Origin of the sequence: Thioalkalivibrio sp. ALJ24 (genome assembly GCF_000377785.1) — a bacterium.
Taxonomy (GTDB): Bacteria; Pseudomonadota; Gammaproteobacteria; order Ectothiorhodospirales; family Ectothiorhodospiraceae; genus Thioalkalivibrio.
Window position 1 is genome coordinate 17,348 of sequence record NZ_KB898734.1, and the last position, 20,991, is coordinate 38,338.

General features: G+C 68.3%; 17 protein-coding genes. 2 read left to right on the plus strand and 15 right to left on the minus strand.

Annotated features, from left to right (window positions below; translation table 11 throughout):
- Positions 1–13: 13 nt before the first annotated feature.
- Positions 14–937 carry a histone deacetylase family protein gene (locus D571_RS0112700; RefSeq protein WP_018937070.1) on the plus strand — a complete coding sequence of 308 codons (924 nt, stop codon included), beginning with the start codon at positions 14–16 and terminating at the stop codon, positions 935–937.
- Positions 938–944: 7 nt separating this feature from the next.
- On the opposite strand, the gene D571_RS0112705 is transcribed toward D571_RS0112700, so the two are convergent.
- The 5 genes from D571_RS0112705 to dksA form a co-directional block, all read right to left on the minus strand.
- On the minus strand, positions 945–3,896 hold the full coding sequence (locus tag D571_RS0112705) for a PAS domain S-box protein (RefSeq protein ID WP_018937071.1): 2,952 nt from the start codon (positions 3,894–3,896) through the stop codon (positions 945–947).
- A 76-nt stretch (positions 3,897–3,972) separates the two neighbouring features.
- The gene (locus D571_RS0112710; RefSeq protein ID WP_018937072.1) at positions 3,973–6,264 is read right to left on the minus strand and encodes a bifunctional diguanylate cyclase/phosphodiesterase; all 2,292 of its coding nucleotides are present in this window, start codon (positions 6,262–6,264) and stop codon (positions 3,973–3,975) included.
- 125 nt (positions 6,265–6,389) lie between these two features.
- Entirely contained in the window at positions 6,390–7,028 is a 639-nt protein-coding gene (locus tag D571_RS0112715) for a DUF1826 domain-containing protein (RefSeq protein ID WP_018937073.1), read from the minus strand.
- Positions 7,025–8,284, minus strand: coding sequence for a zinc metallochaperone GTPase ZigA (zigA, locus tag D571_RS0112720; RefSeq protein ID WP_018937074.1), 1,260 nt, complete (start codon positions 8,282–8,284; stop codon positions 7,025–7,027). Before zigA ends, D571_RS0112715 begins: the two co-directional genes overlap by 4 nt.
- 28 nt (positions 8,285–8,312) lie before the next feature.
- Positions 8,313–8,741 carry an RNA polymerase-binding protein DksA gene (gene dksA, locus D571_RS0112725; protein ID WP_018937075.1) on the minus strand — a complete coding sequence of 143 codons (429 nt, stop codon included), beginning with the start codon at positions 8,739–8,741 and terminating at the stop codon, positions 8,313–8,315.
- A gap of 76 nt (positions 8,742–8,817) precedes the next feature.
- Between dksA and folE2 the strand changes: the two genes are divergently transcribed.
- On the plus strand, positions 8,818–9,732 hold the full coding sequence (folE2, locus tag D571_RS0112730; RefSeq protein ID WP_018937076.1) for a GTP cyclohydrolase FolE2: 915 nt from the start codon (positions 8,818–8,820) through the stop codon (positions 9,730–9,732).
- 15 nt (positions 9,733–9,747) lie between these two features.
- On the opposite strand, the gene D571_RS0112735 is transcribed toward folE2, so the two are convergent.
- The 10 genes from D571_RS0112735 to D571_RS0112780 all read right to left on the minus strand — a co-directional run bounded on the left by D571_RS0112735 (position 9,748) and on the right by D571_RS0112780 (position 20,944).
- Positions 9,748–10,608, minus strand: coding sequence for a class I SAM-dependent methyltransferase (locus tag D571_RS0112735; protein WP_018937077.1), 861 nt, complete (start codon positions 10,606–10,608; stop codon positions 9,748–9,750).
- A gap of 31 nt (positions 10,609–10,639) precedes the next feature.
- Complete coding sequence (locus tag D571_RS0112740; RefSeq protein ID WP_018937078.1) at positions 10,640–11,416, minus strand: metal ABC transporter permease; 777 nt, start codon at positions 11,414–11,416, stop codon at positions 10,640–10,642.
- Complete coding sequence (locus tag D571_RS0112745; RefSeq protein ID WP_018937079.1) at positions 11,409–12,017, minus strand: ABC transporter ATP-binding protein; 609 nt, start codon at positions 12,015–12,017, stop codon at positions 11,409–11,411. Before D571_RS0112745 ends, D571_RS0112740 begins: the two co-directional genes overlap by 8 nt.
- A gap of 9 nt (positions 12,018–12,026) precedes the next feature.
- A complete protein-coding gene (locus tag D571_RS0112750; RefSeq protein WP_018937080.1) occupies positions 12,027–12,950 on the minus strand; it encodes a metal ABC transporter substrate-binding protein in 924 nt (307 codons plus the stop codon).
- Positions 12,951–12,974: 24 nt separating this feature from the next.
- Complete coding sequence (locus D571_RS0112755; protein ID WP_018937081.1) at positions 12,975–14,297, minus strand: hypothetical protein; 1,323 nt, start codon at positions 14,295–14,297, stop codon at positions 12,975–12,977.
- Between the two features lie 324 nt (positions 14,298–14,621).
- Positions 14,622–15,146: a DNA-deoxyinosine glycosylase gene (locus D571_RS0112760; RefSeq protein ID WP_018937082.1), complete on the minus strand. Its 525-nt coding sequence runs from the start codon at positions 15,144–15,146 to the stop codon at positions 14,622–14,624.
- Positions 15,147–15,171: 25 nt separating this feature from the next.
- Positions 15,172–15,648 (minus strand): Fur family transcriptional regulator, encoded by a 477-nt coding sequence (locus D571_RS0112765; protein ID WP_018937083.1) that lies wholly within the window; start codon positions 15,646–15,648, stop codon positions 15,172–15,174.
- A gap of 64 nt (positions 15,649–15,712) precedes the next feature.
- Positions 15,713–17,014: a diguanylate cyclase gene (locus D571_RS0112770; RefSeq protein WP_018937084.1), complete on the minus strand. Its 1,302-nt coding sequence runs from the start codon at positions 17,012–17,014 to the stop codon at positions 15,713–15,715.
- Complete coding sequence (locus tag D571_RS0112775) at positions 17,011–17,478, minus strand: response regulator (protein ID WP_018937085.1); 468 nt, start codon at positions 17,476–17,478, stop codon at positions 17,011–17,013. Before D571_RS0112775 ends, D571_RS0112770 begins: the two co-directional genes overlap by 4 nt.
- Positions 17,479–17,572: 94 nt before the next feature.
- Positions 17,573–20,944, minus strand: a complete 3,372-nt coding sequence (locus D571_RS0112780) for a PAS domain S-box protein (RefSeq protein ID WP_018937086.1) — start codon at positions 20,942–20,944, stop codon at positions 17,573–17,575.
- Positions 20,945–20,991 lie beyond the last annotated feature (47 nt).

Sequence of the window (20,991 nt, forward strand, 5' to 3'; positions counted from 1 at the left end):
GGGCCTTCATAACATGAATCTTGCCTTCCTATCTCCCGATGCCGGGCTGGAACATGACAACGGACCCGGGCACCCGGAGTGTCCCGAGCGGCTGACCGCGATCCGCGACCAGCTGGTGGCCGGCGGGCTGGACCCGTGGATCCTGCACCGCGAGGCGCTGCCGGCCGGGCGCGCCGATCTGCTGCGGGTCCATACCGAGAACCATGTGGCGCGGGTACTGCGGCATGTGCCGGCGGGCGAGCGGATCATGCTCGACGGCGACACCGCACTGTCCCCCGGCAGCCACGAGGCGGCCCTGCTGGCGGCGGGTGCAGGCATGACCGCGGTGGACTGGGTGATGGGCGCGCGGGGCCGGCGGGGGTTCTGCGCGGTGCGTCCGCCGGGGCACCATGCCCGCGCCGACCGTGCCGCGGGCTTCTGTCTGTTCAACAACGTGGTGATCGCCGCCCGCCACGCTCAGGCCCGCCACGGCGTCCGCCGCATCGCGATCGTGGACTTCGACGTGCATCACGGCGATGGTACCGAGGCGCTGGTGGCCGGGGATCCGTCCATCCTGTTCGCGTCGTCCTTCGAGCATCCCGCCTACCCCGGGTCGGGCGTAACGCCGCTGGGCGACAACTGCCTCAACGTGCCCGTGCCCGGCGGGTCATCCGGCGGACAGTGGCGCGAGGCGGTGGCCGCGGCCTGGTTCGAGCAGTGGGATGCGTTCGCACCCGAGCTGGTGCTGGTGTCGGCCGGCTTTGACGCCCACCGTGAGGACGAACTCTCGCGCCTGGCCCTGAGCGAGGACGACTACGCCTGGATCAGCGCGCGCATTGTGGAGCTGGCCGAGCGGCACGCGCAGGGGCGGGTGGTCTCCATGCTGGAAGGCGGTTATGCCCTGCACGCGCTGGGGCGCAGCGTGGCCGCGCATCTGCGTGAACTCGGGGGCTTCTGAACCGCCTTCAGTCGTGCACCGCGACGCGGTTGCGACCGTGGCGCTTGGCATCGTACAGGGCGTCGTCGGCGCGCTTGAAGGTGTCCTTCAGCGGTTCCCCCTGCCGGTGTTGCGCCACACCGATACTGATGGTCAGACGGCCGGAGCCGGGGAAGGTTGTGTCGCTAACGCGGGCGCGCAGGGTCTCGGCTACCTTGCGCGCGCGGCGTAGTTCGGTTGAGGGCAGCAGCACCATGAACTCCTCGCCACCCCAGCGGCCGATTACGTCGGATTTGCGCAGGCGGTCCTGCAGCACCCCGACGAGCTGCTGCAGGACTTCGTCGCCCACGTCGTGGCCGAAGGTATCGTTCACGTCCTTGAACCGGTCCAGGTCCAGCAGCAGGATCGAGAACGCATCGCCGTGGCGATCGGCGCGGTGGGCCTCCTGTTCCAGCAGGCTCTCCAGGTGGCGCCGGTTGGCTACACCGGTCAGGCGGTCATGCAGGGCCTGGCGCTCCAGCTCCGCCTCCAGGTGTTTCTGCCGCGAGATGTCATGGAACACCGCCACGAAGTGGCGGCTCGAGCCGTTGTCGTCACCGTTCAAGCCCGTGATCGACATATACAGGGGGATCAGCGTGCCGTCCTTGCGCCGGTCCCAGATCTCGCCTTCCCAGTGGCCCTGTTCGTCGAGCTGGCCGAACAGGTCCAGGTAGAACTCGCGGTCATGCTCGCCCGACTTGATAAGGTCGCGCGGGGTCTGGCCCAGCACCTCTCCGGCGTCGTACCCGGTGATCTCCTCGAAGGCGCGGTTCGCGCGCAGGATGTGCCCGTCGGCGTCGGTGATGAAGATCGCGTGGCTGGCCTGGAAGGTCGCGGCCAGCAGGCGCAGTTCCTCTTCCAGTTCCCGGCGCTCGCTGATGTCCACCAGGTAACCATGGTAGTGGTCCACCGCGCCGAACTCGTCGCGCTCGATGGTGGTGTAGTCCAGCATCCAGCGCCAGCCGCCATCGCGGTGGCGCAAGCGGTAGGGGGTATGCTGATAGTTGATGTGGTCGCTGGCGGTATGGGCGATGACCTCCCGGCCCATGCGCTCGCGGTCTTCGGGGTGCACCAGCCGGTCGTGGGGTGTCTGCGGGTCCATCAGTTCCTGCGGCTCGTAGCCGAGGACTTCCTGTACGTTGGGCGAGACATACTGGATGGGCCACCCCGGGGCATTGTCCCAGGCAAAGATCACCGTCGGGCCGGCCATGAACAGGTTGCGCTCGCGTTCCAGAGCCAGGCGCTGTTCGCGCCGCGTCAGCTCGTGGCCGATCCATTGCGCCATCAGGGTGATCAGGTCGCGTTCGAAGGGCACGAAGGGCTCGCGCGGGGTCCGCGCGACGAAGCTCAGCACCGCCCGCAGTTCACCGTTCACGTACACCGGCATGCCGAAGCATGCACTGGCCCCGGGGGCCTCGGAGATGCTGCAGCCATCCACCCGGGAAGCCGGTTCGTGGTAGCCGACCGGGCCCGGGTGCCGCAGGGCGTTGTCACAGAACGGGGCCCCGCTGTCGCCGGGGCGCCCCGGGGCCTCCGGCCAGTCGCCGGCGGCCTCGAGGATGCGCCGGCTGCCGTCGTCCACCCGCACCAGGCGGCCATGGTCCATCGCGAATTCGCGCAGGCCGAGTTCCAGCAGGGCGCTCAGCTTGCCGGCGTCCTCCGTGTCCGCGGTGCTGGTGATCCGGTGCAGCTCCTGCAGGGCGTTCTGGCGGCGCTGTTCCAGCGCCTCGCGGGCCTTCTCCGGACGGATGTCGCGTATGATGGTGGAGTAATACTCGGGCTCGCCGTCTGCACCGAAGTGGGCAATGATGCGCTGGGACACGGGAATCTGATGTCCGTCGATGTCCAGCAGCGCGGACTCGCCTTCCCAGAAACCGGTACGGCGCGCGGCCGGAAACCCTTTCTGTTGCAGTTGGCGCCTGGCCCATTCGGGGTGAAGCCATTCGCCCGCATGTTCTCCGGAGAAAAAGTCCTGATCCCGCTGCGGGTCCGCGTCACCTTCCGCTCCGGGCAGTCCGACCAGCTCCTTGCCCCCGCGGTTGACGTACAGCACGTGTCCCGTGGCATCCGCCATGGACACGAAATCCGGCGTGGCCTCGAGGATCTGGATCAGCCGTTCGCGGCTGCGTTCCGCTTCGCGCTGCTCGGTGACGTCGACCCCCACCCCCTGAAACGCGGTGATCCGGCCGTCCGCGTCGAAGAACGCCCGGTTGCTCCACAGGATGGTGCGCAGCTCCCCGTCGGCCCGCGGCAGGGTGTTCTCGATATGCCCCACCGGCCGCTCCGGGGTAAAGCTTTCCAGGTGCGCGCGGACCCGCGCGACGTCTGCTTCGGGCGTCCAGTCCAGCCAGCGCTGGCCCAGCAATTCCTGCGGTGTTCGACCCTGGAACTCCAGCATCGCACGGTTGGCATGCAGGAGCGTGGTGTCCGGGAGGTAGCGGGTGACCAGATGCGGGTGGTCGTCCACCAGGCTGCGGTACAGTGCCTCTTGCTGGGCCAGCTCGCGGCGCGCACGGTGGCGGGTCACCGCATGATTGAGGGTGCGCTGGAGCAGCTCATCGCTCAGGCGGTTCTTGCTGAGGAAATCCTCGGCGCCGGCCTCGATGGCGTGCGCGCCAGTGCCCGAGTGGTCGTCGCCGGTGAGCACCACCACGGGGATCTCGCGCGTCGGTGACAGCACCCGCTGCAGGGTCCGGTCCGGGCCCGAGTCGGGCAGGTTCAGGTCCAGCAGGATCGCATCGAACGCGGTGGCGTCGCGTGCCAGAAGCTCGAGGGCCTCCTGCAGCCGGCGGCAGTGTTCGGTGCTGAACCGGGTGTTGCCCGTCGGGATGGCCAGCAGATCGCGGACCAGGGCCGCATCGTCGGAGCTGTCCTCGACCAGCAGAACACTGAGGCGGGGGGATTCCTCGGGCCTTGGGGTCTCGGACGCTCGGGGCGGCATCGGCTCCTTCCGTGCATGGTTCTCATTGTGCAGGATAACCCCTGCTTCCCTGCGAATACAGCGACGGTGCGCGGGTTCAGTCGGGAGCGGGTGCGGCGGACCACTCCGCCGGGGGTGTCCACCGCGTCAGCCAGCCTTCCAGGGCGTCCGGCAGCATCGGGCGGGCGATGGCATAGCCCTGACCGTTCTCGCAGCCCATGGCCAGCAGGGCCCGACCCTGTTCGATGGTCTCCACGCCCTCGGCGATCACCCAACGGTCGAATGCGCGGGCCAGGCCCACCACCGCCTCGATGATGGCGCGGTCATCGGCGTCTTCCAGCATGTCGCGGACATAGCTGCGGTCCATCTTCAGCGCGTTGGCGGGCACGCGCTTGATGTAGGTCAGGGACGAATAGCCGGTGCCGAAATCGTCGATGCTCATGGATACCCCCAGTTCGCGGACCGCGCGCATGTTCGCCTCCGCGGCGGCGGCGTTCCCGAAGGCGGTGCTCTCCAGCACCTCGATCTCGAGGTCGCCGCGCGGGATCTCCGGGTGGCGGTCCAGGATGTTTTCCAGACGTCGGGGCAGGTCGCCGCTCTCCAGCTGCATCGCGCCAATGTTGATGCTGACCGGCAGGTGACGGCCGTCCTCGCGCCACCGCTCCATCTGGCGCATGGCCTCCTCCAGCATGTATTCGCCGAGCTCGACGGAGACCGGATCGTTCTCGATGGCCGGCAGGAACTCGCCCGGCGTCAGCCGGCCGCGTTCCGGGTGCCGCCAGCGCACCAGGGCCTCCACGCCCAGGATCGTGCCGGTGCGCATGTTGACCTTGGGCTGGTATTCCACGCTGAGTTCGTTGCGGTGGATCGCGTGGCGGAAGGCACTGATGGTGCGATGCCGGCTGGCGACACGCTGGTACTGGCGGTGGTCGAAGTATTCCCAGGCCCGGTCGCGGCGCAGCTTGGATTCGTACAGCGCGTGATCGGCCTGGCGCAGCAGCGTTTCCGGGTCGAGGCCGCTGCGTGGCGGGCGGATCGAGATCCCGGCGCTGACCGAGATGTTCTCGCTGGCGCTGCCGGGGCCCTTGTCGGACACCGGCACGTGACGCCCGGCCTCGATCACGGTACCCATGATCTCTTCCAGGCGTTCGATCGCCCCGGAGCTGCGCAGCACCAGGATGAACTCGTCGCCGCCGCGGCGTCCGAGCAGGGCATCGTCATTCAGACGTTCGCGCCAGCGGCGGCTCAGTTCGGCCAGGATCCGGTCCCCGGCCGCCGTGCCCAGGCGGTCGTTCAGTGCGCCGAAATCGTCCACGTCGATGGAGATCAGGGCCAGGGCCGTATCGTCGTGTTCGGTAGTAACCTGCTCCAGCGCCTGCATGATCCCGGCCCGGTTGGGCAGGCCCGTCAGCGGATCATTGAACGAACGCCATTTCAGTTCGCGGCGGTGTTCCAGCTCGCGGGTCATGTCCTCGTAGAAGGCGACGCGCAGCCTGCGGCCGTGATCGCGGAGTTCGCCGCCGCGAGTGATGCGGACCGGGACATCGCGCTGCGTGGCGGTGCGCACCCGGCTGTACAGCGGCGGACTGTCGTGTCCGGCGGGGGCCTCGGGCGGTGCCGTCAGGTGCGCGGCAATCCGCTCGCGTTCGTCGTCCGGGTGCAGATTGGTGATGGGCCGCTGCTTCAGCTCGTCCTCCGCGTGGCCGGTCATCCTGCAGGCGGCGGGGTTGGCGTCGAGCACGCTGCCGTCTTCGGCATCTAGGATCAGCAGGGGGTGGATGAAGCAGTCGAACAGGGTGCGAAAGCGGTTCTCGGCCTCTTCCTGCCCGCGCGAGGCCAGATGCCGGGCGAACTGCGAGACCTGGCGCTCGATATGCACGTAGGTGTTGAGCAGGGATTCCAGGCCGGTCGGCGACTGTTCGCGGAAATGCCGCGTGGCGCGTTCGCGCGCTTCGGCCACCCCGACGCCGGCCTCCAGGGCGTTGATGGCGGCGGCCATCTGCTTGTCGCTTCGCAGGATGTGCAGGGTCAGCCAGCGGACCAGAAACTCGAGCAACGGCTGCAGGCGGTACTCCTCGGGCCCTTCCAGGGCGGCGATGCGGTCCAGTTCGTCGATAAAGCCGGCGTGCGCGCGGCAGTGATCGGCGAACCACTCGTCATCCTGAAACGCCCGCGCCCAGATGCCTTCCTCGGTCTCGAAGTGATACCGCGCGTAGGCCCGCAGCTCGACCACGATCTCGTCGGCCGTGGCCTCATCGGTGCCCTCCAGCACCGTACGCGCCAGGCGGTTGATGAGGTCCACCAGGTAATGATGCTGGCGGTCCACCTCCGGGATGCGGGTCAGGAATTCCTCACCCCAGGGAAAAATCTCGAATTCGTCCGTGTTCATCGCCCGGTTCCGTTTCCTGCGGATACTGCTGCGCAGAGTGTACGCACCGAAGGGCGGGTTTTCCTACAGGCTGGCTGCGGAAATTCGGGCCGTCGCCCTGCGTCTTCCCGGGCCCGGCGTTTCCTTCAGGCGTCCAGGCGCAGGACGAGCCGCGGGTCGCCCGCAACCGGCTGCGGGGAACGGTGCACCGCGGCCTGTCCGGCGCCGCCGGGAAAGCGTTCGCCCTTCATCAGGATCACGTGCCCGCGGGCGATCCGCAGGGGGGCATGGCCGGCGAGCACGCCGTCGTTGTCGCCGCAGCCCAGGCGGCTGCGGTCGACGTGGCGATCATCCACGTATTCGGTGCCGGGCCCGGTGTAGCTGCACAGCATGCGCAGCTCCAGCTGGTCCACGTGGAAAAGCGGGCAGGGTTGTTCGTCCAGCACTTCCAGCTGGGCGCGCAGGATCACGCGCCGGGTGACCACCGCGAAGTTGCGGGCCAGGTGTTCGATGTCGAGGGCCAGGTGATGGATTTCGAACGGCCGCGTTCCCGCCGCCTCCAGCAGGCCGGTGCGGATCTGGTCCGGCCGGCCCCGGAGGTCGAGTTGCAGCCCGGGGCTCTGTTCCGCCAGGGCCTGTGCCTGCAGCCGCAGCTCATCCGTTTCCGGACGACGCCAGATCAGGGCGTTGACGTCCTCGCGCCGAATGCCATGCAGCTCGGCGGCCCGGTCGATGAAGCGATGTCGGGATACCGCACTCGCGCGGGAGTGTGGTTGCGTGCTCACGAGATTACCTCGGGTTCCTCTTCGGCCGCTTCCGTACTGCTCTGCAGCCGCCACTCGGGGAACGGATCGCGATAGTCGGCCCAGGCCTCGGCGCCGGCAGCCAGTTCCCGGTCGTCCAGCAGGCAGGCATCCAGGCGCTGGCGGATGGAGTCGGGATCCATGTCGATGCCGATCACCACGATCTCCTGGCGGCGGTCGCCGTAGCGCTCGTCCCAGTGGGGCGCGACGTGGTCCTGCCACCAGTCGGCGTCCACCGGCCGGCGTTCCGGTGGCACCGAGGCCCACCAGAAGCCGGCGGCGTGATGGGTCAGCGCGCCGCCGGCCTGCGACAGCGTGCCCACCCAGTCCGGTCGTGACGCCAGCCAGAACCAGCCCTTGCTGCGGATCACGCCGGGCCATTCCCGGTGCAGGAGGTCGAAGAAACGACCGGGGTGGAACGGCCGGGTCGCCCGATAGACGAAGCTGTGGATCCCGTACTCCTCGGTTTCGGGAGTGTGGTTGCCCATCAGTTCCTGCGCCCAGCCCGGGGCCTGGGCGGCGCGGTCGAAATCGAAGCGTCCGGTGCCGAGCAGTTCACGCGGCTGCACTCGTCCATGGTCGATCTCGATTACGTGTGCATTCCGGTTCAGGGCCCGCACTACGCGATGCGCCTGGCGGCGCTGCTCGTCGGTGGCGCGGTCGATCTTGTTCAGCAGGATGACGTCGGCGAACTCGATCTGGTCGACCAGCAGGTCGACCACGGTGCGTTCGTCGTCCTCGCCCAGCGACTCGCCGCGTTCAGCGAGGTCATCGGGGGAGGCGTAGTCCTGCAGCAAGGAGGCGGTATCCACCACCGTAGCCATGGTGTCCAGACGCGCCACGTCATCCAGCGATGCGCCCTTCTCGTCGCGGAAGGCGAACGTGCTGGCGACCGGCATCGGCTCGGAGATGCCCGTCGACTCGATCAGCAGGTAATCGTACTGGCCCGATTCCGCCAGGCGGCGCACCTCCACCAGCAGGTCGTCGCGCAGGGTGCAGCAGATGCACCCGTTGCTCATCTCCACGGTGCGGGCATCGGTTCGCGACACGCCGTCCTGATCACCGTGGTCGCCGTGATCGCCCCGTACCAGGGCGCCGTCGATGTTGATCTCGCTCATGTCGTTGACGATCACGGCGATCTTCAGTCCCTCCTGATTGTGCAGCAGGTGGTTGAGGACGGTGGTCTTGCCGGCGCCGAGGAATCCGGATAGGACGGTTACGGGCAGACGTTCGGTCATGGCGGGCTCCCGGGGTTTGTGATGGATGTTACTCATGGAACAGGTGCTCGGTGGCTTCCATGCGTTCCTTGGCCTCCACGCTGAGTGTGGCGGTGGGTCGGGCCAGGAGTCGGGGCAAGCCGATGGGCTCCCCGGTCTGGTCGCAGAAGCCGTAATCACCGGCTTCAATGCGATAAAGGGCTTCGTCGATCTTTCTCAACAGCCGGTTTTCGCGTCCCCGGATACGCAGTTCGAGCTGGCGGTTCTCCTCTTCGCTGGCTCGGTCCAGTTCGTCCGCGGCCTGACTGCTCTGGCGCAGGTCGGTGCGCACCTGCTCGATATCGTCGAGTACCTGTTCGCGCATGGCCTGCAGGCGTGCGCGGAAGAACTCGAGCTGCTGCGGGTTCATGTAAGCCTCCTCGGGCATCGCGAGGAGCTCGTCTTCGGTGCGTGGGATGTTATGGATCGTCTCGCTCATGGCGTTATACTATAACGTTACTGATGCACGGTCACAACGGCCCCGCGCCGGTGACCCGACCCTTGCGGGAGACACCATGGATTCAGCCAGCGAACACTCGAGCACCGACCTGCCGGACGTGGCGACCGGGACGTCGCGTCGCGCCTCGACCCTGGACTGGGTGGGCATGGAGCGCATTGCACTGCCACTGCAGGTGGCAGGACAGCCGGTCGCCGCGCGCGCCGATGCCGGGGTCAGTCTCGACGACCCGGAGGTCCGCGGCATCCACATGTCGCGGCTGTATCTGGCTCTGCGCATGCTGATCCACCGCGAACTGGACTGCGCGCGGCTGGGCCACGTGCTGGATGCGTTCCTCGAGTCGCACGAGGGGCTTTCGGGGCGCGCCGCGCTCTCGCTGGAGGGCGAGGCGTTACTGGAGCGCCCGGCGATGGTCAGCCCCCTGGCGGGCTGGAAGGCGTATCCGTTCCGGGTGGATGCGGAGAAGGACCGCAATGGCATGCAGATCCGGTTCGCGGTCGAGATCGGGTATTCGTCGACCTGCCCGTGTTCCGCCGCACTGGCCCGCCAGGCGATTCAGGAGCGCTACGACCGCGATTTCGGCGCGAAATCGCCCGTCCCGGATCAACTGCGCGCATGGCTGGGCAGCGAGGCCGGCATCATGGCGACACCCCACAGCCAGCGCAGCCGGGCGTGGGTGGAGGTGGGCGTGCGGCCGGATGCCGAGACCTTTCCGTTCCGCTTCGTGGTCGATCGGGTCGAGCAGGCGCTGGGTACCGCGCTGCAGACGGCCGTCAAACGGGCGGACGAGCAGGCGTTCGCTGTGGCCAACGGTGCGAACCCGATGTTCTGCGAGGATGCCGCGCGGCGACTCGACGAGGCCCTGGAGGCCCCGTTCGGGGCGCGCGGTTACCGCATCCATGTGCGCCACGAGGAGAGCCTGCATGCGCACGATGCGGTGGCGCGGGTCGAGCGGCCGCCGCGCGGGGCCTGAGGCCGTGCAGCAGGGCTATGCCCGTTCTCCGGCCTGCTCCCCGGCCTGACCGTGGAAACGCTGCAGCGGGTCCTCGAAGCTGCGGTGACGGTCGGCCATGGGCTCCGCCGAGATCAGATAGTCGGCACCGTACTTGAGGCCTTCCTTCTGCCGGGCCATCGGCAGGGCGCGGGCGCGCAGCTGCTCGATGTAGCCACGCATGGACTCGGCGGTCTCCGGATCGGTGAAATGATCCAGTTGTCGCAGCGCGAGGTCGAGCTGCCCGTTCACGAAGCGTTCGCGGTAGCGGATCGGGAAGTAGCGCGTCTCCATCACCCGGAAGCCCGCCTGGCCCAGCTGGCGGAGCACCCAGGGCGAGGGATACTCGCGGTATGGCATGCTGCCGCTGAGCAGCAGGCAGGCATCGCGGACGCGGCCGATCTCGCGCACCAGGCGTCCGGCCTCGGTGTCGGGTTCGCTGGGCACGTAGGGTTCCACGCCGATGATGTATAGCCGCTGGCCGACATGCGGACGGATGCGGTGCAGGGCCTGCTCCTGCCAGTAGGGAGAGAAACCCTCGATGGCACCGATGAAGTAGTCCAGCAGGACGGTGTCGAAACGTTCGCCGTACAGCAGGTGTTCGGAGTGCCAGTTGCCCACCAGCACGCGGTCCTGTGGCCGGCGCCGGTCGCCCGCCGCCTCCTGCACCGTGCGCGCCATGTTCTGCGAGGCGGTGATGGCGGTCCAGCGTTCGGTGTCGAGCGCGGTGATCCACTCGATGGACTTGCGGCCGGTCCCGGCATCGAGAAAGCTGCCCCAGGGCAGCGATCCCTGCATCTGCTCGATGGCCTGAAAGATCGGCGAGCTCGTGCCCGAGCCCTGCGGCTTTTCACTCATGGTGTTTCCTTTGTTGCAGAGGTCCGGAGAATCAGGCAGCGCGCCGCAGGGCCGCGCCCGCCCGCGCCAGCAGCGCGAGCAGCAGTAGCACGACCACCAGTACCGGGGCGAAGGGCTGGTCCAGCGGCAGGCTGATGGTCCAGGCGACGAGGAAGCCTGCGATCGCCAGGCCCTGGCTCCACAGCAGCGCACCCGTCAGGCCGCGGGCCAGAAACGCCGCCCCCCAGGCCGGCAGCAGCAGGGTGGCCAGCGCCGCGGGCATGCCCAGCACCATGCTCCCGAGGACGATCACGGCAACCAGCCATGCGGTCTCCAGCCAGCGCGCGATCGCCGGCGGTGCCGGCGCGGCGGACACGTCCGGGGCCAGCTGGGCGTGCAGCCAGACCCGGCGCAGCCAGGGCCACAAGACCGCGCTGGCCACCGCGGCGACCAACACCGCGATCAGCTCGTTCGGGCCGGCGAAATACAGCTGCCCCTCCGCCCACGCGGCGGCGGCAAGGCTCGCCTGCGAGAAGTTGGCCGCCAGCAGGGTGACCGCGGCCAGTCCGCCCAGGAACAGCGCCAGCGGCAGGCGTTCGGCATCGCGGACACGCTGCAGCAGGGCCATCACCCCGGCCCCCAGGGCCAGCGCGACCGGCAGCACCGGCCAGTGCAGGACCGAGGCCAGCACGCCACCGGCGGCGGCCCACTGGCCCAGCGCCAGCGCCTGCCAGACCGAGCCGCGCAGGAACAGGCCACTGCCGGCCAGCGCCAGCACCAGCGTGATCAGGAATCCGGCCACGAAAGGCGTCAGCAGCAGATCAGTCATGGGCGTCGAGGTAGTCCTGCAGGGGGTGGCGCTCCACGCCGAGGGTGCCCAGCAGTTCGTCGTCGTGGCTGGTCATCACCAGAGTGGTACTCGCGGGCAGGGCGGTGATGAGTTCTATCGCATCGGCGCGGACCTCGGCGTCCAGGTGGTTGGCGGGCTCGTCCAGCAGCACCAGGTGGGGGCGGCCGGTGTCGGCGCCGGTCTCCGCTGGCGCCAGTACGGAGGCCAGGCGCAGGAGCTGCCACTGGCCGCCGCTGAGGTGGTCCAGACGCCGGCGCAGCAGTGCCCGGATGCGAGGGTGTTCGGGCACGCGCGTACCCATGGCCCGGAACCAGTCGTGTCCGGACAGGGGCCATGGGTGCGGGCGCGGATGATCCTGAGCCAGCAGGCTGATGCGGGTGCCGGGGGCGGTGGTGAGCCGCCCCCCGTGCACCCGCGCCTGCCCCGTCAGGCATTTGAGCAGCAGCGACTTCCCGGACCCGTTGGGCCCGGTGATCGCCCAGCGTGCCCCGCCCGGGACCGCCAGACTGAGCGGCCCGAGGACGGGGCGGTCGAATCCCGGGCGCGCGGCCCGGGCCTCGATGACGGGGGAGTCGGACATCCGCGCAGCCTAGCGCGTGCGGAAGGTGGATGCCCAGGTTTCCATCAGCTCGAGGTAGCCATCCAGCCCGGCATCCTGCGGCGGATCCAGCGGGACCGCGTGGCTGTCCCAGCCGAGCTCGCGTTCGAGGAACTCGGCCCCGCGCGGCGGCTGGAACTCGGCGTACAGCACGTGGCCGTCCATGCCTTCCAGTTCGCCAACCAGGCTTTGCAGGTGACGCCCGGTGGGCGGAATGCCCGGGGCCGGTTCGAGGTAGCCGACGACATTGGCGGGCAGCCACTCCTCGAGATAGTCGAGATCCTCGTGATAGACCACGATGTTCTGGTCGGGTGCCAGTTCACTGGCGAGATGCTCGGCATGCTCGCGCAGCCGTTGTGCCGTCTCTTCCGCGCGTTCGCGGTAGACGTCCGCATTGGCCGAATCGAGCTCCGCGAGCCGTTCGCCCAGGGCCAGGCCGACCTCCGCCATGCGCAGGGGGTCGGTGTTGAAGTGCGGATTGCCCTCTTCATGGACGTGGCCCATGTTGGGCCCGTCCTGGGTGATGGAACGACGCAGCTCGACCTTGCCGGCGGCATAGAAATGCCCGCGCTGGCCCTCGTTGATGGCCGGGTTGGACGCGCCACGGGTGGCGGCCGGCAGCCAGCCTTCCTCCAGACCGGCGCCCAGTTCCAGCAGCAGGTCGGCGTTGCGCATCGCGGCCATGAAGCTGGGCCGTGCATCCAGATAATGGGCGTCGCGATCGGGGGGAGCGAGCACGCGTACGCTCGTCTGCTCGCCGCCGATCTCGCGCGCCAGCGCGCCGAGGCTGGAGGTGGTCGCGACGACGTTCAGTTCACTGGCGGCGGCCTGCCCCGGCAGCGTAAGGGCGGCGAGCAGTGCCAGCCCCGAGAGGCCGGCGGTTGCGAAGGTTTTCGGGATCGGTTGTTTCAACATGCTGGGCTCCTTGAAGCGGCCGGATCAGAAGCGGTGGGCGCCGTGGGCGCCAAGGGCGACGTTGACCTGGAACAGGAATTCCAGTCCCCGATCACGGTCCCCGTGGTCGTCGACAAAGTCGTTCTGCGTCAGCTGGGCGCGCAGGAATACCGGCTCCACCGGACGGAAGGTGACCTGGGCCGAATGGCGGTACGAGGTATCGAAGGACGGGATGGTGGTATCTTGGCCGTCACGCTCGATGCGGCCGTCATTGGTCAGGCCCAGTGCCTCGGTCCGCAGGCCGGCCTCCCAGCGGGGCGCGAAGCCGTAGACGCCCTGTACGTATAGGCCGTCCTGCTTGGACTTGCCGCTACCCTCGATGCCATGGCGTTCATGGTCGGTATCAAACTGTCGGCGCTGGTAATCGAGGTCGACCTCGCGGTAGAAGTACTCGCCCTGTACGCGCCAGTCGCCATGGCCGTAGGCGCGTCCGGAACTGTACTTGTACACCGCGTCCAGGCCGGCGAACCACGCATCACCATCCCACTCCTCGAGGCCGGAACCATGTTCGGTTTCCTCTTGCCAGGTGTTGGCATAGCCACCGGAGACACCGAACTGGGCCGCATGATCCGGACCCAGTTCCGGGCCGAACTTGGCGAACGCGGTGATCAGGCGGGGCCCGGACACATCGGAGAATGAAGAGTGGATTTCGTTGGGCGGATCGTCATCGTCGGAGTGAGAGCCGCCACCCCCCTCGTACGGGATAAAGCTGTTGTCACCCTGCAGGAGCTCGATACCCAGCTGGGTGTAGGTCGCGGTCGGCGCGACCCAGGTGGCCTGTACGCCGGTCTCCTGGATGCCATGGTTGCCGAACAGGTATTCGTTCACCAGCGGACGGTCGACGAAGTCCCAGTCGTGGACGTGGCGGCTGTTGATGTAGCCGATCTCCGACAGGAACTTGCCCGCTTTCAGCTGGAGGCCGGCCGGCAGGGCGCGGGTGGTCAGATAGGCCTCTTCGATCTCGATGTCGTCCTCGTCGAAGCCAACCATCAGGGTACCGTCCAGCAGGCCGCCCAGGCTGGCTTCGAACACCAGTTCGTTGTGGCCGAGATTGAAGCCGTCGTCGAAGGAATGGTCGTGGTCGTGATCATGCCCGTGGCCATGGTCGTGTCCGTCGTCGAACCCGGCGGGTTCGTGGATCCCTTCGCTCATCTCATTGTAGTAGATCCCTTCCAGGATCAGCGAGATATCCATTCCCCAGTCCGATCCCGAATCGTCCGGGGCCTGGGCGACGGCCAGGGCCGGCGTGGCGCAGGCCAGCACGGTCAGGCCCGTCAGGGCATTGCGGTGGTGTCGTGGGTGCAGCATGAGTCTTCTCCCCTGGATGAGTCTGGCGTGTCCTCACGCACGGCCATACCGACGTTATGGAATAACGTGAGCGGACAAGAACGATATAATGTAACGGTATGCGGACACAAGGGACCCCGGGCCGGCACGGGAGAATGCACGCGGGCGACAAGAAAAAGCCGCCCGGGACAACGGGCGGCGAAACGCAGCGGAGGTGGAGGGACGGGGAAGCGAACAGGTCCCGTCCCGGCGACACGCCAGTGTCCGACAACAATCGCGTATCTGAATGCGAATTATACGCATCTGCGTTCAGATGTCAACGAGTCAACGGGGGTGGGAGGTGTGTCAGGGCGCCGGGGCGCCCAGTCCGGCCAGGCGGAAGGCTTCTGCCCAGCGTTCGAGCTTGGCCTCGAGATCGAGGCGGGCATTGGCCGGGCTGGTGGAGGGCAGGCGCACCGCGGTCACGCCCAGCGCCCGGGTCTCGCGGATGCGGCGGGCACTTTCCGCGCCGTTGTGCACGATCAGGCGCAAGTCGGGGGCTTCGCGCGTCAGCCGGCCGAGGTCGTTGGGCTGCGGGTTGCGGATGGCGCTGTCGAGACTGCCTTCGCGTGCGCAGGCGCCGTAGATGTCCCACAGCCCGACCCCGCAGTCGAGCAGGCGGGCGTAGCGCTCGGGCCAGGGCAGCTCCGGGAACGGCGGGCCGAGGATGCGCGCCATGATCGGCCAGAACTGGTTGCGCGGATGGGCGTAATAGGCGGCCGCCTCCAGCGAGGCGACCCCGGGGAAGCTGCCCAGCACCACGGCCCGGGTATCCGCGCGCAGCACGGGCTCGAACGCCCGCAACACCGGACTGGAAAGCGGCACGGTCATCCCCGGAGCATTCCGGCGAGCCGGATCAGGTCGGCTGGCAGTCGCGGCACAGGCCGTGGAGTTCCACGGTTCGGGTCTCGATGGCGAAGCCCGTCTCGGCCGCGGCGGCGTCCAGGGCGTGGCTGGCGGTGTCCGGGGTGTGGAACTCGATGATCCGGCCGCAGCCGTCGCAGATCATCAGTGCGGATTCGTGGCGTTCCCCGGGGTGGCTGCAGGCGACGAAGCCGTTGAGGCTCTCGATGCGGTGGATCAGCCCCTGTTCCAGCAGGAAGGCGAGCGTGCGGTAGACCGTCGGCGGCTTGATGCTGCGGTCCTCGGATGACAGGGCGTGGATCAGGTCGTAGGCCTTGATCACGCCGTCGGTGCGCAGGATCTGTTCCAGGATGCGCCGACGCTGCTCGGTCAGGCGCGCGCCACGGCGGGTGCAGACGCGTTCGGCGTCGTCCAGGGCCTGCCGGATCGCGGTGTCGTCGGGGACGGGTGCCTGAGAAGCCGTACTCATGGGGCCAGCTTAAGCAAACCGGGCGTGGCGTGCACGCGGCCGCGTCGGATCGGGGGGTTGGAGCTCATTGCAGCAGTGACATCGGAGGGGCCTCCGCGTCCGCGTCTTCCCCGGGGTCGTGGTGGTGGTAGACCACACAGTTGCGCCCGGCGCGCTTCGCCTCGTAGAGGGCATTGTCCAGGCGTTTGAGCAGGGTGTCGGGGTCGTCTTCGCGGTGAAAGATGGTGACCCCGAGGCTGACGGTGACTTCGCCCGCGGCCCCGACCGGCGTCGAGGCGACCTCGCGACGCATCCGCTCGGCCATCCGGCGGGTGCCCTCCGGCCCGGTTTCGGGCAGCAGCACCACGAATTCCTCGCCGCCCCAGCGGGCCAGGAAATCCGAGCGCCGCAGGGTGTCGGCGATACGGCGTGACAGCTCCACCAGTACGTGGTCTCCGACATCGTGCCCATGGGTGTCGTTGAGACGCTTGAAGTGGTCGATGTCGAACAGGATGGCGCCCGCGTCGCTTCCGTAGCGTCGCGTACGGGCCAGCGCCCGCTCCAGCTCCGCATCGAAGCGCTGGCGATTGTACAGCCCGGTCAGGCGGTCGGTGGTGGCCTCCCGTTCCAGTTCCGCCTCCAGACGCTTCTGCTCCGAGATGTCGTGGAACACGGCCACGTAGTACTCGAGCTGGCCGGCGCTATCGTGGACCGCGTTGATGCTTTCCCACTGGGGATACACGGTCCCGTCGCGGCGGCGGTTCCAGATCTCGCCTTCCCAGTGCCCGTTGTGCTGGAGTTCCGTCCACATCCGGTTGTAGAACTCCAGGTCCTGGTAGCCGGACTGCAGGATGCGCGGGTTCTGGCCCAGGATCTCGTCCTCCTCGTAACCCGTGATGCGGGTGAAGGCGGGGTTGGCGCGCAGGACCCGCCCGCGGGGGTCGGTCACCAGGATTGCCTGGGCACTGTCGAAGGCGGCGGCCATCAGGCGCAGTTCCCGCTGGCTGCGATAGCGTTCCATCGCGTAATGGAGGGTGCGCGCCAGCAGGGTGGGCTGCAGGTCATCCTTGGGCAGGAAGTCCTGGGCCCCGAGGCGGATCGCACCGGTGCCGGTGCCCCGCTCCTGGTGGCCGGTCATCACCACCACCGGCACGCGTGCCCGGGTCGCCAGCAGTCCGCGCAGGGTGTCCAGACCCTGCGAATCGGGCAGGCCCAGATCCAGCAGGGCGATACTGAAGGGGCGGTCCTCCAGCAGCTGCAGCGCCTGGTCCAGGCGCGTGGCGCGTTCCACTACATAGCCGGGGCCGGAGGCTTCCTCCAGCAGGTCCTCGACCAGGTCGGCGTCGGCCGGATTGTCCTCGACCAGCAGGAGACGATGCGGGGTCACGGGCACCTCCGGGACGGGTCCGACGGGGGCAGGTCCGCACGCGAGGGCAGGCAGACGGTGTCGATCCAGAAATCGCCCAGGCTGCCGATCAGGTCGAGGAATTCGTCAAAATCCACCGGCTTGGTCAGGAAGGCATTGGCTCGATGGGAGTACGAGTGCACGATGTCATCCGGTGCCGAGGAGGTGGTGAGAACCACGATCGGCAGGGTCTGCAGCTGCGGATCGTTCTTGACCGCGGCCAGCACCTGACGGCCGTCCATGCGGGGCATGTTGAGATCCAGCAGCAGCAGGTCGGCCCGGGGTGCGTCGGCGTACGGACCCTCACCGCGCAGATACGCCATCGCTTCCACCCCGTCGCGTACCGGGCGCAGGTCGGCCGAGAATTGATGGTGCTCGAAGGCCTCTTGCAGCAGCTCGACGTCTTCCGGCGAGTCTTCGGCGAGCAGGATGGTGACGGGTCTCATCGGGTTCCGGTTCCGCGGTGGCAAGCCTCAAGGTGCGCGTAGTCTAGCGACGGGATCGTGGCCGATGCGATTGTCCGCATCTACGCGCTGGAGTTCAGGGGGCACCGGCCGCATCCGCTGACTGCCGCGGCAAGGTGAAGCGAAGCGTCGTGCCGTGGCCCTCGCCGTCGGACTCGGCCCGAATCCGTCCGCCGTGGCGCTCGACGATTCGCCGGGCCAGCGCCAGCCCGGCGCCGGTGCCCGCGTACTCGCCACGGCCGTGCAGGCGCTGGAAGACCTGGAAGATGCGTCCGATCTGTTCCGGATCGATGCCGATGCCGTTGTCGCTCACCCGGATCTCCCAGTGATCGCCCCGGTCCGTGCAGCCCACGTGGATCTCCGGGGTGGCTTCGGGAGCGCGGTACTTGATGGCGTTGGACAGCAGGTTCTGGAACAGCCGCATCAGCTGGCCGGCGTCCCCCTGCACCGTGGGCAGTGCCTCGCGGGTGATGCGGGCCCCGCTGTCCGCAATCGCGGCCTGCAGATTGTCGCTGGCGTCGTCCAGTGCGCGGTCCAGCGCCACCGGCGCGAAGGCCTCGCCCATGCGCTGAACACGGGAGTACTCCAGCAGGTCCTGGATCATTTGCCGCATGCGCGCGGCTGCGTCGGTGGCGGTGTCGATGTAGCGCCGGGCCTTGTCGTCCAGGGCGTCGGCATGGCGTCGCTCCAGCAGCCCGAGGTAGCTGTTGATGATGCGCAGCGGTTCCTGCAGGTCGTGCGAGACCGCATAGGCGAACTGCTCCAGCTCCGCATTGGAACGTTCCAGTTCCATCTCGATGCGCTTGCGCTCGGTGATGTCGCGGATGATCGTCGAGGTCTGGGCGATCGCACCGTCCGCGTCGCGATGGATCAGCACCACCTGCGACGCCGGTCGTTCGCGGCCCTCGGCGTCCAGCAGAGCGGTCTCCCCCTGCCACAGGCCGTGTTCCATCGCGGCCGGCAGGGCCTCCGTGCGGACGCGCTTCAGCGCCCAGGGCGGGTGAACGCGCTCGATCGTGCCTTCCACGGTGTCCATCTCGCGCGGCAGGCCGGCGCGGTTCCAGCCGGTCTCGGGGTCCCAGTGGTCGGCGAGCTCGGGCTCCGGCAGGCCCATCAGCCGGCGGCCGGCGGCGTTGAGATAGAGCATCGCCCCGTCCGGGCCGTGCATCGAGACCACGTCCGGGGTGCTGTCGAGGATCGAGACCAGACGCCGCAGGCTGTCCTCCAGCTGGCGTTGTTCGGTGATGTCCTGCACCGTGCCCAGCATGCGGATCGGCTGGCCGGTGTCGTCGAATTCGGTGTGGCCGCGTTCCCGAACCGTGCGAATCTCGCCGTCCGGTTGCACCACGCGATGCACGATGTCGTAAGGATCGCCGGCGAAGGAGGTCTCCAGCGCGGCCTGTACTGCCGCGCGGTCATGCGGGTGGACCGCTTCCATGAAGGTTTCGTGGGTGACCGGGCCGTCCTCGGGCCGGCGGCCGAAGATGCGGTAGATCTCGTCCGACCAGCGGATCTCGTTGACTCGGAAATCCGAGATCCAGCTGCCCATGCGCGCGATCCGCTGCGCCTGGTTGAGTTCCGCCTCGCGCTGACGCAGCGCCTGCTCGGCCGCGACCCGGGTGCTGATGTCCACCAGCACGCCGTTCCAGACCGTGCTGCCGTCGTCCTGACGTTCCGGGGTGGCTCGGCCGTCCAGCCATACCTCGCCCCGTTGCGGGTGCCGCACGCGGAAGCGCAGCTGCCAGGGTTCGAGGTTCTCCCGCGAACGGGCCGTACTGGCGAGGACTGCCTCCACGTCCTCCGGATGGATGCGCGAGAACATGCGCGCGGCATCCCCGGCGGCCTCCGCGGCGGGCAGACCGGTGAGCCGCTCCAGGCCCTCGCCAAAATACGGGAAGCTGGCGTTGCCGTCGGTGTCCTCGCGGTATTGATACAGGGCGCCGGGCAGGTGTCGGGCGATGGTCCGCAGCCGGGTCTCGTTCTCCACGCGCTCGCTGATGTCCTGGAAGGACACCACCGCCCCGGTCGGCTCGCCCTCGGGGCCATGCAGGGGGGCGGCGTAGACCAGCACCGGGAAGGCGTGTCCGTCGGCGCGCCAGAATGTGTCTTCCCAGGCCTCCAGCGGCTCGCCGGTCTGCAGCACGCGGTAGATGGGGCAGTTCTCCAGCGGATAGGGACGCCCGTCGGCATGGCTGTGATGGGAGGTCGCATGGGATGGCAGGCCCAGGGCGTCAGCCTCGCGTTCGAAGCCGAGCAAACGGCATGCCGCCGGATTCAGGAAGGTGTATCGGCCTTCGCGGTCCAGGCCGAACACCCCCTCGGCAAGGCTCTCCAGCAGCTGGTTCCGGAATGCCTCGGCTGCGCGGATCGCGGAGATCTCGTGGAGGATGGTGGAATAGCGCCGCACCGCGCCGGAGTCATCGTGATGCGCCACGATGGTCTGGGACACCGGGATCAGGCTGCCATCCGCCGTCCGAATTTCCGTCTCGCCGCGCCACACGCCATCGCGTGCCGCGGTCGGCAGGGCCTCTTCGCGTACTCGCCGAGCTGCGGACGCGGGATGGAAATCATTGATCGTGCGTACGCCCGACTTTGCCCGGTCGGTCAGGCCCAGGACTCGGTCGAACGCTGGGTTCTGGTACAGGATGTAGCCCTCGGCGTCGGCCATGCCGATCAGGTCGGGGGTGGCCTCGAGGATCTGCAGCAGCTCGCGGTGTTCGCGTTCCGCCCGGTGGTGCTCGGTGACATCGTGGATGATGGAGTGCAGGTACTGCTTGCCGCGCAGCCACACCGGACCGGAGTAGACCTCCACGTCGCGGATGTCGCCGCCGGCCACCCGGTGGCGGAAGCGGAAATACAGCCGTTCTTCCGCCGCTGCACGTTCCATTTCCGCGCGCACCTCCGCGGCGGAGAGGGTGTTGATCTCCTGGATATGTCGGCCTTTCAGCTCATCGACCGACCAGCCATAAAAGGCTGCGGCGGCCGGGTTGGCGTCCACGATGCGCCCGTCATCGGGGTCGATCAGCAGCTTCACGGCCACGTTCCCGGTGAAGGTCTGCTGATAGAAGTGCTGCAGCTCGTCGTGCTCGGTCTCGGCAGCCTTGCGCGCGTCGATGTTGGTGGCGGTGAGGGCCAGGCGCGGGGTGCGGTCATTGGCGTCGGGCAGGCGGCTCAGCGCCAGCTCCACCCACACCGGCGGTCCCTGCCGGGGGAGCACGCGGCATTCGCCGTGCCACTCGCCGGTGTCGCGGTGAATCAGCGAACGGATCGCGGCCGTTACCTGGTCCGCCTCGGAGGACGTCACCCACTCCGTCAGCGCCTGTCCGGAGAGGGTGTCCGCTTCCCGGCCCAGCAGTCCGCACAGGTGCCGGTTGGCTGCGTGCAGGCAACCATCGGCGTCCACCACGGCCATACCGACCGGGGCGTGTTCGAAGAAGGCGGATTGCATGTGCTCGGGATCCATGGCGCGTAACCCGCCGCTGGTCGGCCGGCGGG